The sequence below is a fragment of the Actinomycetota bacterium genome (assembly GCA_030019255.1).
Taxonomy (GTDB): Bacteria; Actinomycetota; Geothermincolia; order Geothermincolales; family RBG-13-55-18; genus Solincola_A.
Genome location: JASEFK010000010.1, coordinates 1 through 14075, shown reverse-complemented (window position 1 = coordinate 14075; position 14075 = coordinate 1). Strand labels below are relative to the sequence as shown.

Here is a 14075-nt window from a genome sequence, read left to right as displayed (position 1 = left end):
TCATCACCTCAAAGCGTCTCGCACTCGAAGAACCAGCGGGCCACCTCCATCTGGCTGAGCTGTTTCCCGCCCAGCCACAGCTGGACCATCTTGATGTCCCGCCAGTGCTTCTCCACGTCCCAGTCCCGGTCCGGGCCGAAGCATTCCATGAGGTTCATCACCCTGCCGATGGCCTCCAGGGCGCGGTCGGCGGCGAAGTAGCGGTGGGCGCGCGCCCGGGCCACGATCTCCGGGCTCCAGCGCGGCCCGTAGAGGTCCTGGCGGTCGCACATGCGGGCGCACTGGTAGCCGATGATGCGCACCGCCTCGATGGTGGCGGCGAAGTCGGCCAGCACCCCGGCCACGGCGTCGTTTTCCTTGAGGGGGAGGCCGCGGTAGGTCTTGCGGTTCACGTACTCCTGCAGCTTCTCGTAGATGTTGAGCATCACCCCCACGGCGAAGGCGATGCTCCCCATGTTGCCCAGGGAGACCACCTCCCCGTAGTACCTGGCGTCGTCCCCCGGCCCGCAGGCGCGGTACCACAGGGGAACGCGGACGTTCTCGAACCAGATATCCCCGTTCTTGTCCGCGGCCATCCCCGCCTTCTCGTAGGGCGGCCCCTGGGTCACACCGGGGCGATCGGTGGGCACGAAGATGATGGCGATGTCGTCGGGGTTGCGGGACCCCGGGTTGGTTGTGCATACCACGGCCATGAGGTCGGCCACCCCGCCGGTGTTGGTGGGCCAGAGCTTGTGGCCATTGATCACCCACTCGTCCCCGTCGCGTACCGCGGTGGTGCGGATGGTGCTTCCCTTGAGGACCTCCACGTTCTCGATGTCCGAGCCTCCCTGGGGCTCGGTCATGGCCAGGCAGGAGAAGACGGGCTCCTTGGTCCCGGTGAACATGGGGGCGAACTCCTCGCACAGGCGCCGGTTGACGTGGGGCTCGCAGCAGATGAGCACCAGGGGCCAGAAGACCACCCCGAAGGCCACGGCCATCCCCGAGTCGGCACGGGCTATCTCCTCGAACATGCGGAAGGCGGCTACGCAGAGGTACTCGGAGTGCCCCAGGCCCCAGCCCCCTAGGTCCTCTGGGAAGAGGATGCGCTGGATGCCATATTCTCCCAGGAGCTTCTTGAAGGGCGGGTGGATGAGGCGGTGTTCCAGGTAGTCCTCGTCGAACTGCCTCCGGTAGGGCATGACCTCCTTCTCCACCCATTCCCGGATGATCTCCCCCACCTGCTCCCCCAGGGGGGTGAGGTACTCCAGGGGGCGGCTGAAGACGTCGATGCTCCGCATGGAGATCACCTCCCCGCAGGATTCCGTGAAATCGAGCGCAAGGCCGTCACCTCCTCACAGGGTGCGGGCGCCGTAGAACCAGCGGGCGAAGTCGTGCTTGGCCAGCTCGTGGGAGCCCACGTAGCATTGCACGGTCTTGAGGTCCCGCCAGTAGCGCTCCAGCTGCCATTCCTTGGCATATCCCGCGGAGGCCATGAGCTCCATGGTGCGGTGCAGGGCGCGCTCCGCGGTGGCCAACACCTGGTGCACGATCATCAGGGCGGCGGTGTACACCCCCTCCGAGCCGGCGTCCCCGAAGGAGGCGGGGTCGGCCAGCAACCCGGCCAGTTCGTAGGCCAGGAGGCGGGACATGGAGATGTCCTGGGCGATCTCCCCCATGAGAGCGCCGGTAAGGGGATTTTCCTTGAATACGTTGCCGGTCCCCTTGATGACCCGGTTATCCCCCCATTCCTTGAGGATCTGGTAGGCGGCCAGGAGCCCACCCACGGCGCCGGCCGACACTCCCAGGTAGAACCAGGAGAGCAGGCGCCGGTACTCCAGCTCGCTGCGGAAGAGGCAGTTCTCCGCCGGGACCTTCACCCCGGAGAGGTCCAGGTCGGCGTTGCGGCTGGCCGCCAGCCCCGTCTTCTTGAACTCCGTTCCGCGGGAGAGGCCGGGCGCGTCCCCGGGGACCAGGATGAAGGCTGGTTGCTCCTCGCCCTCCACGGCGCACCAGGCCCCGAAGAGGTCGGCGTCGGCGCCGGAGCAGGTGGGGCGCACCCCCTTCCCCTCCAGTATCCACGAGCCGGAGGCGGCCCTAGCCTTTACCTGAAAGCTCTTGCCCCGCCAGGTGGGAGCCCCCTCCTCCTCCCCGAAGACGGGTAGAATGAAAGAGACGATGACCGGTCCCCGGCCGTCGCAGAAGAGGGGAGCGAAGCGGGCACAGGCACCCTCCTGGAGGTTCTCCCGCATGGCCAGCGCCGCCTGCAGGGCCAGGTTGTGCGCCGCCAGGTAGGCCAGCCCGGTGTCCGCCCGGCCCACCTGCTCCAGGGCAGCCACCACGGTGTAGGCGGCCTCGGGACCGTTGTGCTCCTCGCCGCCCAGCTTCTCCGGCCAGAACATGCGCTGAAGTCCCACCTCCACCAGGAGCCTTTCCAGGTTGGGCTGAAGGAGTGAGGCGTAGTCCTCCTTGAGCTCCAGGCGCTTGTCCACGATCTCCCTCTGCACCAGGTCCTGCAGGCTGGCGGCCAGGTCCAGGTCAGCCTTCTGCAGGCGGTTCTTCGGATAGGGAAATAATTCCAGGTCGTTCATGGGCACCTCCTTGATCATCCTGGACAGGGTTCTTCGGTGAGCTGCCTCGAAGTGAAAATGAAATTCATGGCGACGCGTGCTCTATGGGAATAAATCAACATATGCACAATTTCCCCCGCATCCCATTCCCACCGCTCTCCCGGCGCACCTAAAGCGTCTGGCATTCGTAGAACCAGCGGGCCGTCTCTATCTGGCAGAGCTGCTTGGAGCCCTCCACCAGCTGGAGGATCTTGAGGTCCCGCCAGTGCTTCTCCACGTCCCAGTCCCGGTCGGTCCCGAAACACTCCATGAGGTTCATCACCCGGCCGGTGACCTCGATGAAGCGGTCCATGGCCAGGTAACGCTGGGCGCGCATTTTGGCCACCAGGCCGGGGTCCCACAGGGGACCATAGAGGTCGTGGCGGTCGCACATGCGCGCGCACTGGTAACCCACGATGCGGATGGCCTCGATGTTTGCGGCGAAGTCGGCCAGGATGCCGGCCACGGCGTCGTTCTCCTTGAGGGGGAGGCCGCGGTACCTCTTGCGGTTGACGAACTCCACCAGCCGCTCGTAGATGTTCATCATGGCCCCGGATATCCAGGCGATGATGCCCATGTTCCCCGTGGACATGATTTCCCCGAAGTACTTGGCGTCGTCCCCGGGGCCGCAGGCCCGGTACCAGGAAGGGACGCGGACGTTCTCGAACCACACGTCGGAGTTCATGTCCGCGGCCATCCCCGCCTTCTCGTAGGGCGGTCCCTGGGTCACTCCCGGCGTGTCCGAGGTGACGTAGATGACGGCGATGTCCCGGGGGTCGTCGGATCCCGGGTTGGTGGTGCACACCACGGCCATGAGCCTGGCCAGGCCTCCCGTGTTGGAGGGCCACAGCTTGTGCCCGTTGATAACCCACTCGTCGCCGTCCAGCACGGCAGTGGTGCGGATGGTGCTTCCCCGAACGATCTCGATGTTCTCGATGTCCGACCCTCCCTGGGGCTCGGTCATGCACAAGGCGGCGAAGACCGGCTCGGTGGTCTCACAGAACATGGGGGCGAACTCCTCGAGGAGGCGCCGGTTCTCGTGGGGTTCCAGGGCGATGAACAGGAAGGGCCAGAAGAGGGCCCCGAAAGCCAGGGCCATCCCCGTGTCGGCGCGGGCGATCTCCTCGAACATGCGAAAGGCGGCCGTGCACATGTAATTGGAGCGTCCCATGCCCCAGCCCCCCAGGTCCTCGGGGAAGATCATGCGCTGCAGGCCATACTCACCAAGCAGTTTCTTGAAGGGCGGGTGGATGAGCCGATGGTCGCGGTAGTCCTCGTCGAACTGCCTCCGGTAGGGCATCACCTCTCGTTCCACCCAGTCGCGGAAGATGGAGCCCAGGAGTCCATCCATGGGGGATACGTATTCCAGCGGCCGCGTGAAATCGTCGATGGTCCTCATCCATGCCTCCTTCTGTTCCCTCCCTTGCCTTGAAAGAGCCGCCCGGCGGCCCTTGTGCTTCAACCCTGCCTTCCGATCGCCCTGCCTTCACCCTCGTCTGCCGCACCCCGGATGCATGGATCATGCCGTGTCCCCGAGGCACGTATCCGTATCCCCGGTGCACGTATCTTGCCAACCCCCGATGCATAGCTTCCCGCCTGTCCGGATCTTGCCGCACCTAATGCATGGAAATGGTTTCCTTCCGCCCACCCGCCCAAAGGGAACCCGTCCGGGAAAGGATTTTCTCCATGGCGGTCGTTTGAGGTATTTGTATTATCCCCCTCCCCATGAATGCAGCCGGACTTTTTCCTGGTGTTTGTATATTATGACCGCGGTCATTTTTTGTCAATATCCGGGTGAAAGACACCCGGCGACCGACGTGTACGACGTATATTTATTTATCCACCGCCCCTGAGTCTAAACCGCCAGAGCACATGAAAGTCCTTGAGATGCGACTGCGCTCCCCGTGGACCGCGCATGGAGGTGGATTTCCATCGCCGCTTGACGGGAAGGCTCCCTATTGCCGCCTCGCCCCCCGCAGGAGGAGGTCTATGGATTCTCGGAAGAGGTCCTCCAGTTCCGACTTCTCGATGACCAGGGGTTCCTGCAGGAGGGCCAGCTCCACCAGGCCGGTGGCCGCCCTCCAGGCCAGGACGCTGAAGCGGTAGGGATCGAGGTCGGGGCGGAAGATCCCCTCCTCTATGCCCTCGCGGACCAGCTCGCTCTCGTTCCGGAGCCAGTCCCTGATGATGTTGGACACCTGCTGTACCGTGGCGGGGGATAGGTTCCGACGTACCTGCTCCAGGAAGGTGTCCCGCAGCACCCGGAACACTGCCGGCTGCTCCAGGGAGTGCCTTATATAGGCCAGGTACACGGCCCTGATCTTCTCCTCCACCCCCCGGGCCGCTGCGCGGACCTTTTCCAGGTTTTCTCCGAAACCGGAGACACCTTGCACGCACACCGTGAGGTAAAGCTCTTCCTTGCTGCGGAAGTAGAGATAAAGGGTCCCTTTGGCAAGGCCCGCCCTCTCGGCGATCTCCTGCACGGTGGTTTCCCGGTAGCCCTTGCTGGAGAATAGTTCCTCCGCCGCCCTCAGGATGGCCTGGCGGTGCTTCAGCTTCTTGGATTCCCTCCTGGATGTTTCCGCCATAAACCTTCCCGTCTGAAGGAAAATTCATCCATATCCCGCCTGACCCCAACATTGTATATTAACTCTTGTGAACATGGGGGTTATAATTCGCGACATGGACGGCAAGTCGGCGTGACCGGAAAGTCGGTTCCGGAGCCATTCATGAGACTGTGCGTTCCCCCGCGGCCCTGCGGGGAATAAGGAGCTATTTTAAACCGCCGTAAAGGAAGAGGGGAGGGAGGATAATGAAGGAATCGACCAGGAAGATATTCCGGTTGCACGGGTGGCGGGTGGACCGCGCCATACACAACTACCTCTACTTCGTCTTCTATGACCTCTACGTGAAGGGGGCGCTCTACCTCACCAAGGCGGTGGTGGCCCTTTTCTCCCGCTTGGAGGCCACCAAGTATATACCCAGGTTCATATTCGACCGCTATCACGCCAAGGTGCTCTCCCGGGGAGACCTGAACAAGATACTCAACCTGGAGGAGACGGTGATGCTGGGCTCGGACACCACCAAGCGCATCATCCCCTTCAAGTACGCCAACAAGATAATCCTGCGGGAGCCCACCCACCTGGCGGTGATGGATTGCCCCTGCAAGCTGGAGCTGGATGACCCCTGCCAACCGGTGGCCTCCTGCATCGCCGTGGGCCGCCCCCTGGTGGATTTCTGGTTGGAGCACTGCTCAAAGTATCACGTCCGCCGCATAACCCGGGAGGAAGCCCTGGCCATCATCGATGAGCACCGCCGCAAGGGGCATATCAACCAGGCCTTCTTCAAGGTGGCCACCGGCGGGAGCATCGGTGTCATCTGCAACTGCTGCCCGCGCTGCTGCGTGAGCATGCGGGCCACGGCGCTTACCCGGAGGATAAAGGGAGCGGAGGACATCTCCCAGTACGCCCCCTCCGGATACAAGGTGAGGCACGAGGCCGAAAGGTGCCGTCTTTGCGGCAAGTGCGCGGAGGTCTGCAACTTCGGCGCGGTGGAGTTCCGGGAGGGGGAGCGCGTCTATCACGCGGAGAGCTGCTACGGTTGCGAACTTTGCGTGGAGAACTGCCCGGAGGGAGCCCTATCCCTATACCTCGAGGAGGGCGGTCTCCTTCCCCTGGACATCGACCTCGCTCAGCAGATGCTGGGGGGAAAGTGACAAGGGCTCGCGGCAGAATCCGTACGGACCTTGCGGGAAGGGGAGCTCACTCCCCACGACGGGGGCTGTAATTGAGGAAGCGCGCGTACTGGGCCTGGAAGGTAAGCCTGACCGGCCCGATGGGGCCGTTGCGGTGCTTGGCCACCTTCACGTCCGCCCTCCCCTTGTACTCGTCGTTGTCCGGGTCGTAGACCTCCTTGCGGTGGATGAAGATGATCAGGTCGGCGTCCTGCTCGATGGCCCCCGATTCCCGCAGGTCGGAGAGGATGGGCTCCCGGTTATGCTTCTCGGGTTCGCGGGAGAGCTGCGAGACGGCGATGACCGGGATGTTGAAGTCCCTTCCGATGACCTTCAGGCCCCTGGATATGGCGGCGATCTCCTGCACCCGGTTCTCCAGCCGGCGGTCCGAGCTCATGAGCTGGATGTAGTCGATGATCACCAGGCCGATGTCGTGCTGGGCCTTCAAGCGGCGCAGCTTGGAGCGCAGCTCCATGATTCCGATGTCCGCGCTGTCGTCTATGAAGATGGAGGCTGAGGCCAGGTCCCCGGCGGCCTCCGAGAGGCGCTCCCAGATCTCGTCATCCTGGAAGCTGGACTTCAGCTTCTGGCTGTTGACGCGGGCGCGGGAGCAGAGCATGCGCCTGGCCACCTCCTGGGCACTCATCTCCAGGCTGAAGATGGCCACCGGGATACCCTCCTCCACCGCCACGTGGTCGGCGATGTTCAGGGCCAGGGAGGTCTTGCCCATGGAAGGGCGGGCGGCAATGACGATAAGGTCGGAGGGCTGCAGTCCCTGGGTGAGCTCATCCAGGTCGGTGAAGCCTGTGGGGATACCGGTCTGCTTGCGGCCTTCGGCGATCTGCTCCAGGTCCTCGAAGGTGGCTTCCATGAGCTCCTTCATGGGCTTGATGTTCTCCCGCCGGCGGCGCTGGGCCACGTTGAAGATGATATCCTCGGCTTCGTCCAGGGCCTCCACCAAGTCTTCAGGGGCGCGGTATCCCACGGCGGCGACCCTGCCCGCCGCCTCGATGAGGCGACGGTAGACGGCCAGCTTGGAGACCACCTCCGCGTAGTACCTGGCGTTGGCCGGGGTGGGCACGGTGGACATGAGGTTCATGATGTAGGGCCGGTCGCCCACCCGCTCCAGGTTCCCCTGAGCGCGCAGGGCCTCGGAGAGGGTAACGGGGTCCACCGGTTCCCCGGAGGCGAAGAGCTGGAGCGCGGCGCGATAGATGATGGCGTGGGCTTCCTTGTAGAAGTCCTCCGGGTCCAGTATCTCGGAGACCTCCATGACGGCGTCCGCCGAAAGGAGCATGGACCCGAGCACCGATTGCTCGGCCTCCAGGCTGTGCGGGGGAAGGTGATCGTGTCGGTCGAAGGCCTGCACAACCGTGCTCATAACAACCCCTCTCCCCAGTGGCTACCTCCCGGAGGGAGGTCCGGAAAGCGGTTCACTCCGGCACGACCTTGAGGTGTATTATGGCTTCCACCTGGGGATGAAGCTTGACGCGGGCTTCGTGGAAACCCAGGCTCTTTATATGTTCGTCCAGGTGAATCTTCTTGCGGTCGATCTCCAGGTCGAGCTCCTTCTTGATGAGCTCCGCGATGTCCTTGGGGGTGATGGTCCCGAAAAGCTTCCCCTCCTCCCCGGCCTTGGCCGTGACCTCGAAGGTCCGCCCCGAGATCAGCTGGGCGGCCTCCTCCGCCCGGCGCAGCTCCCGGTCGGCCTTGGCCATCTTCTCCCTGGCCAGCTGCTCGGCCTCCTTGGCCCTGCCCTTGGTGCGGCGGACGGCGAGGCCCTTGGGAATGAGGTAGTTGTTGGCGTAGCCGTCCTTGACCTCCACGGTCTGGCCACGGCTACCCAGACCTTCGACGTCGGCGATAAGTATGACTTTCAAGGCAACCCCTCGACTTCCTCTGCTTCACGGCCTCCGTTCCCGGCGGTCCCTGCGACCGTACCCCTCGAGGGGCGGCAGGTCCCCGCCACCCTTCAGCGGCTACTATTTTATCTCCCCCTGGCGGGAAGTGTAGGGTATGAGGGCCATTTCCCTGGCGTTCTTGATGGCCAGGGCCAGGCGTTTCTGATGCTGGGCGCAATTGCCCGTCACCCGCCGGGGGCGTATCTTGCCTTTCTCGGAGAGGAACTTCTTGAGGAGACTCACGTCCTTGTAATCGATGTAATCCATCTTCTCCGAGCAAAAGTAGCAGACCTTCTTACGCTGCTTTCGACCGTACCCTTCTTTGGCCTTCTTGTCCTTGGAGGACGATTTCTTGCTCTGGTTGGAACTCATTCCACTCCTCCCGGTGTAAGTTTATCTGTGTAATTCTACTCCATCTGCTACGTGTTTTCAGCGCCACGGGAGATCCTCGCCAGATCAGAAGACCACCTCGTCCTCCACCCTGGGCTCCAGGTCGGCGTCCAGGTCGCTGTCGTCGGAGAGACTCACCTCGGTGAGGTCGTCGACCACGTCCTCGGTGCGGTCCCTGCGCCCCAGGAAGACCACCCGGTCGGCCACAATCTCGATGGTCGACCTCTTCTGGCCGTCCGCGCCTTCCCAGCTGCGGCTCTGCAGCCTGCCGGTGACCGCCACCTGGCGCCCCTTGGTGAGGTACTCGGCGCACTTCTCCGCCTGGTTGCGCCAGACGATGACGTTGAAGAAGTCGGCCTCCACCTCGCCCTGCTGGTTGGGGAAGTTGCGGCTCACGGCCAGGCGCAGGGTGCACACCGGGATCCCGCTGGGGGTGTACCTCAGTTCGGGGTCGCGGGTCAGGTTCCCTATCAACACCACGCTGTTCAGTCCGGCCATGATCTCCTCCTTGCCGTACTTTCCCGACGGACAAGGTGATTGTAGGACGAGGCAGTGACAAGTTCGCGCCGGGGACTCACTTGCGCGAGTCCAGGCGGAAGATCTTGTGCCTGAGGATCTCGTCGGTGATGTACAGGACCCGGTTCAGCTCCTGCACCAGTGCCTCCCCACCCTTGAAGGTGAGGACGACGTAGAAGCCGTCCGTCTCGTGCTTGATGGGGTAGGCCAGCTTCCTCTTGCCCCAGACCTCGAGTCCGGACAGCTCCCCCCCGTCCTGGGCGATGAGGCCTGTTACCCGTTCCTGGAGAGCCTCGTACTGGGTGGTTTCCAGGTTGGGGCGGCCAATGTACATGAGTTCGTACTCGCGCATGATCACCTCCTCCGGTCTAAGCGGCTCCCGGTCCCTCCGGGAGCAGGAACGGCTGTCGCGCGCAAGGATGTATTATAGCATTCCCCATGGCGACAATACAGGTGTGTTTCCGCCCGGTTACCACCTGGGTCCGCGGTTGCCGCGATCACGGGTCCTTGCACTCAGGAATGGTGCCGGTGAAAGCAAAGCCCGGTGACGGGGAGAGGCAAGGCCCCGGGGATAAGGGGGGGCAAAGCCCGGGATGATAAACGGGGGCAAAATCCCGTAAACGCGGAAAGGGAAAGGTGCTCATGAAAAACACTTGCGCATTAGGCGGGTACTTGCGCATTCGGTGGGGCAGTGCCGCGGCCCGAGGACGAGGCTGGGGATGTTTCCCGGGGACCGGGGGGTTAATGAAGTAAGCGGATGCCGTGAACATCCAGGATTTCGAGCCGGCCTTGCCCGGACCATGGAAATCGACGACCGGAGAGCCCCGGGGAGGGATGCCGTGGTTTCAGTAAACGCTTTCAGGGTGGAAAAGGCTGGGAGACCATCCTATGGGGATGGTTGACATGTCCGGTCGCCCGTGTCATTAGTGTAAAAAATTTGGGAATTGATGGAGGACAGCCTTTCTCGCATGAAGGCGATGGGATGAACGGAGGATGGAAGTGCAGGGTTCGAGAAACGGTGGTTGCGTGTCCCAGGCGGAGAAGGCGCCCTCCGGGTTGAAGTGGGACCCCGAGGACTATCGTCGCCATTCCCTTCCCCAGTTGAGGAGCGCGCTGGAGCTCATCGAACGCATGGAGATAAGGGGAGACGAACATCTTCTGGATATAGGGTGTGGGGATGGGAAGATCACCGTCCTTATCTCTTCCCTGCTCCCAGAGGGGAGGGTCCTGGGGATCGATGCCTCCGAGGAGATGATAGATTTCGCGCGCCGCAGGTACCCGAGGGAGAGGTATCCCAACCTATCCTGGGAGGTGGTGGACGCCTCCCGGCTTCCCTACCATGAGGAATTCGACCTCGTGTTTTCCAACGCCTGCCTGCACTGGATAGCCGACCACCGGCCGGTTCTATCCGGCATCCAGCGCAGCCTGCGGCCGGGCGGAAGGGTCTACCTCAGGATGAGAGGAAAGGGGGAGCTGGGACGGCTGGAAATGATCCTCATGGAGCTTATCGTGAGCGAAAAATGGCGGGGTTATTACTCCCGCTGGTCGGGAGGGTTCGGTTTCCATGACCCCGGGGAATACCGGGTGTGGCTCCAGGAAGCCGGCCTGCGGCCCCTGCGGGTGGAGGTGGTGAAGAGGTCCGTCGCCTTCCGTGGCCGGGAAGGACTGGCCGGGCATATACGCACTACATGGCTCCCCTTCACCCTCCGCATCCCGGAGGAGGAGAGGGAGGAGTTCATCTACCAGATGGTGGACCGCTATCTCGAGGAATGCCCTCCGGATGCGGAGGGTCTGGTGTACGTCCCCAGTTACCGCCTGGATGTCGAGGCGCTCAAACCCGGCCGTCCGGGTTGATACCGGTGGGACTCGCGCCAGGCGGTCGGCGACCGCCCTCCTTGCGGGCGTCTTTTCCACCGCCTCGGACATGGCTCAAGAACGGGGAGAGGTGGGCGCCCCGGAGTTGAACGGATAACTCCGGGCGACATCCTCGGTTTTGGGGAGTTGAAGGGAGTAGGAACCGGATATCTTTTACCGCCACGCGGCTCGCATATCTCCCCCGCTTCCTACGGGGAATGGCCTCGGGAATGGGTTCGTCTCCCAGCCCCGTAAACGGTGGAGAGGGCTCGAGGTTCTGCCCGTCGGCCTCCCATCTGTAGGTCGGCATGAATGCCTGCCCGCCAACGTCCAGGAAAGCTCGAGGTTCAGCCCGGTAAGACGTTATACTATCCAAAGAAGGCGATTCCGTGGAGGAGGTGCGGAGGTGCTTTTCAAGAACTACATGGAAGAGGTCGTGGATTCCACCCTGGAGGAGATACTCGCCCACCGCGACGACGTCTGCAAGTGCGAGCGCTGCCGGATGGACATCAAGGCGCTGGCCCTCAACCACCTTCCGGCCAAGTACGTGGTCACCGACAGGGGTTACGTCTACACCAAGGTCAACGAGCTGGAGAGCCAATTCAAGGCGGACGTGACCGTGGCGGTAACCAACGCCATGAAGGTGGTCCGGAAAAACCCCCGCCACGGGGAGGGTTGAGGCCAGCCAGGGCGTGGCCGGTGGTCCTTTTCCGGAAGGGCGTTGGTACACCCTGGAGGATAGGAGAATGTCCGGTTCACGGGTGGCTGCGGGCATGAAATGCCGGAATGGAGGGAACCCGCGGGAAACCCCCTCGAGGTTCGAGTTAAGTTACGGTTAACGCCGAAAGGATATCCACCCCCGTCCCACGATCGCCGGAAAGGCCGGGTGATAGCTTCGATGGATAAAAAGCCAGGGTCCGTTCCTCCGCGCCATCCCCTGAGGGTAAGCGTTGCGGAAGCCCGCGAGTGGCAGGAACGGTTGCGGGGGGAAGTTCGCTGCGACGTTCACCTGGACCCTGGGAAGGTACGCCTGGTCGCCGGGACGGACATCTCCTACCTGCGCGAGAAGAGGCTGGCCCTGGGGGCGGCGGTGCTCATGACCTACCCGGACCTGGAGCTCCTGGAGGTGGGGACCTCCTGCGTGGAGGTGGATTTTCCCTACGTGCCCGGATTGCTCTCCTTCCGCGAGCTGCCCGCCCTCCTTCCGGCCCTGGAAAAACTTGGATCTCGACCGGACCTGGTCTTCGTCGACGGCCAGGGTATAGCTCACCCCAGGGGATGCGGGCTGGCCTCCCACCTGGGAGTGATCACCGGGCTTCCCACCATAGGCTGTGCCAAGTCCAGGCTCCTAGGGGATGCCAGGGAGCCCGGGAACGAGGTCGGCGACTGGACCCCCCTGGTCCACGGGGGGAGGACGGTGGGAGCGGTCCTGCGCACGCGGGCCGGGGTGAAGCCCCTGTACGTCTCGGTGGGCCATCTGGTAGATCTTTCCAGCGCGATCGCTATGGTCCTCTCCTGCCTGCGGGGCACCAGGCTGCCGGAACCGCAGCGCCGGGCTCACCAGGTGACCGCGGAGTTGAAACGACGGGCAAGGGCGGGCGGAGAAAAGTATAGGTATCAATGCCTGCCAGGGCGCTTCACCACCCGGGCCGGGATGCCGTAGGCCAGGGACCCGGCGGGCACGTCGTCCAGTACCAGGGAATGGGCCCCGATGACCGCGCCCGGCCCGATCTCCACGTTCCCCAGCACCGTCACCCCGGTGTAGAGGATGGCCCCGTCACCGATGCGGGGGTAACCCTCCTCTCCCGGGTCGAAGGGGGAGGCTCCCCGGCCTCCCAGGGTCACGTTGTGCAGTATCCACACGTCCCGGCCTATCTTCACCCCCCGGCCGATGGTCACTCCTGCCGTGTGCCAGATACGGCACCCGGGACCGATTTCCGCCCCCGGGTCGATCTCCGCTCCGGTTAGAAGATAGTTGATGCGGGCCAGTATTTCCGGTATAAGTCTCAGGCCGTGCAGATACAGCCAGCGGTAGAACCTATAGAAGAGCAGGGCCTGTACCCCGGGTTTTACCAGGAGGACCCGTAGGGCCTGCCGCAAGTCGGCGGCTCCCTGCAACGTCCCCCCCTCGCTGAAGAGGGCCCTCACATCGCCGAGGAGCCCTTCCGGTTCCCCCTCCCGGCTCAGCGAGTTCAGCAGCTGTCGAACGGCCTCAGTCACCTTTCCCGCCAGATCTCCGAAGGAATAATTCCCTTTTTCGGTCGCGCTTCGAGACCTGTCCATATCCCACCTCCACCAACCTCCCATCCACAACGAAGAGTTTATCCTTCCCGGGAGAGAGTGAACAACATGCCGCCGGCCCTAGTTTGCTTCCCGGGGGTTTCGCTGGCGGAATATGGAGGTAAGGTTGACGGCCACTTTGCGGATGGAGGTACGAAACACTCAAGTTTACTCCGCAACGCGAAGGGCTCTTTCCGTGGAGTCCATGAACGCTTGGATGGAGGCAACCCTTGAAGAGGTTAACGCATTAACTAAGTAGCGAACCAAGATAACCCTTGACATCTTTGCCTAGCTTGTGCTGCCTAAAACACAATTTACCGCGGTTAAAAGCCTGCGGGTATAGGGGCGTTGGAGAGACAAAAAGGGGCTGCAAGAACGAGACGGATTAAGGGCCTTGTTTCGTTTCGGGGGGTGTGCGATGGGCATGACGAAAAGGGCTTGCAGGCTTTCGATTTCATTGTTCCTCATCCTGATGTTCTTATGTACTTCTCTCTCTCGAATGGGGTGAGGAGCAAGCCGGTTCCCAACCCGCGAATGGCGAGAACTCTTCTCCTCAGGGTGAACCCATAGATTCCCGAACCATAGCAGAGGATATGTTTCCGGAAGTAAAAGAGGCCGACGTCGAGGAGCTAACCCGCCCGCAGGACCCCTTTACCGAAACCCTTGTCAACCCGGACGGCACTTTGACCAAGAATATATGTTTCTCACCCATCAGAGGTTGTGCCCATAAACTTATGTAAAAACTTCTAGGCAATAGTTCTTGGACAAAGAAGGCCACCGCTCTCCAAGATAAGGGATCAAGTAACGGATTCCTTA

14 protein-coding genes are annotated in these 14075 nt (G+C 62.7%); 4 read left to right on the top strand and 10 right to left on the bottom strand.

All coding sequences use genetic code 11. The features are described 5' to 3' along the window. Positions 1–8: 8 nt before the first annotated feature. The 4 genes from QME84_09375 to QME84_09360 form a co-directional block, all read right to left on the bottom strand. Positions 9–1277, bottom strand: coding sequence for an acyl-CoA dehydrogenase family protein (locus tag QME84_09375; protein ID MDI6874472.1), 1269 nt, complete (start codon positions 1275–1277; stop codon positions 9–11). 54 nt (positions 1278–1331) lie between these two features. Further along, positions 1332–2567, bottom strand: coding sequence for an acyl-CoA dehydrogenase family protein (locus tag QME84_09370; GenBank protein MDI6874471.1), 1236 nt, complete (start codon positions 2565–2567; stop codon positions 1332–1334). A 148-nt stretch (positions 2568–2715) separates the two neighbouring features. Further along, positions 2716–3984 carry an acyl-CoA dehydrogenase family protein gene (locus tag QME84_09365; GenBank protein MDI6874470.1) on the bottom strand — a complete coding sequence of 423 codons (1269 nt, stop codon included), beginning with the start codon at positions 3982–3984 and terminating at the stop codon, positions 2716–2718. Between the two features lie 556 nt (positions 3985–4540). Then, the gene (locus tag QME84_09360; GenBank protein ID MDI6874469.1) at positions 4541–5173 is read right to left on the bottom strand and encodes a TetR/AcrR family transcriptional regulator; all 633 of its coding nucleotides are present in this window, start codon (positions 5171–5173) and stop codon (positions 4541–4543) included. A 224-nt stretch (positions 5174–5397) separates the two neighbouring features. Here QME84_09360 and QME84_09355 point away from each other — a divergent pair, with 224 nt between their 5' ends. After that, positions 5398–6300 carry a 4Fe-4S binding protein gene (locus QME84_09355; GenBank protein MDI6874468.1) on the top strand — a complete coding sequence of 301 codons (903 nt, stop codon included), beginning with the start codon at positions 5398–5400 and terminating at the stop codon, positions 6298–6300. Between the two features lie 46 nt (positions 6301–6346). Here QME84_09355 and dnaB read toward each other — a convergent pair whose 3' ends face one another. The 5 genes from dnaB to rpsF all read right to left on the bottom strand — a co-directional run bounded on the left by dnaB (position 6347) and on the right by rpsF (position 9477). Continuing rightward, complete coding sequence (dnaB, locus tag QME84_09350; GenBank protein ID MDI6874467.1) at positions 6347–7699, bottom strand: replicative DNA helicase; 1353 nt, start codon at positions 7697–7699, stop codon at positions 6347–6349. 52 nt (positions 7700–7751) lie between these two features. Further along, positions 7752–8198: a 50S ribosomal protein L9 gene (rplI, locus tag QME84_09345; GenBank protein MDI6874466.1), complete on the bottom strand. Its 447-nt coding sequence runs from the start codon at positions 8196–8198 to the stop codon at positions 7752–7754. A 102-nt stretch (positions 8199–8300) separates the two neighbouring features. Continuing rightward, the gene (gene rpsR, locus QME84_09340) at positions 8301–8591 is read right to left on the bottom strand and encodes a 30S ribosomal protein S18 (GenBank protein ID MDI6874465.1); all 291 of its coding nucleotides are present in this window, start codon (positions 8589–8591) and stop codon (positions 8301–8303) included. Between the two features lie 84 nt (positions 8592–8675). After that, entirely contained in the window at positions 8676–9107 is a 432-nt protein-coding gene (gene ssb, locus QME84_09335) for a single-stranded DNA-binding protein (protein ID MDI6874464.1), read from the bottom strand. A 76-nt stretch (positions 9108–9183) separates the two neighbouring features. After that, entirely contained in the window at positions 9184–9477 is a 294-nt protein-coding gene (rpsF, locus tag QME84_09330; protein ID MDI6874463.1) for a 30S ribosomal protein S6, read from the bottom strand. A 641-nt stretch (positions 9478–10118) separates the two neighbouring features. Between rpsF and QME84_09325 the strand changes: the two genes are divergently transcribed. The 3 genes from QME84_09325 to nfi all read left to right on the top strand — a co-directional run bounded on the left by QME84_09325 (position 10119) and on the right by nfi (position 12642). Next, on the top strand, positions 10119–10979 hold the full coding sequence (locus QME84_09325; GenBank protein MDI6874462.1) for a methyltransferase domain-containing protein: 861 nt from the start codon (positions 10119–10121) through the stop codon (positions 10977–10979). 406 nt (positions 10980–11385) lie between these two features. Then, positions 11386–11658: a late competence development ComFB family protein gene (locus QME84_09320; GenBank protein ID MDI6874461.1), complete on the top strand. Its 273-nt coding sequence runs from the start codon at positions 11386–11388 to the stop codon at positions 11656–11658. A gap of 219 nt (positions 11659–11877) precedes the next feature. Continuing rightward, positions 11878–12642 (top strand): deoxyribonuclease V, encoded by a 765-nt coding sequence (gene nfi / locus QME84_09315; protein MDI6874460.1) that lies wholly within the window; start codon positions 11878–11880, stop codon positions 12640–12642. On the opposite strand, the gene QME84_09310 is transcribed toward nfi, so the two are convergent. Beyond that, complete coding sequence (locus QME84_09310; GenBank protein MDI6874459.1) at positions 12597–13199, bottom strand: serine O-acetyltransferase; 603 nt, start codon at positions 13197–13199, stop codon at positions 12597–12599. The genes nfi and QME84_09310 overlap by 46 nt on opposite strands. Positions 13200–14075: the final 876 nt, after the last annotated feature.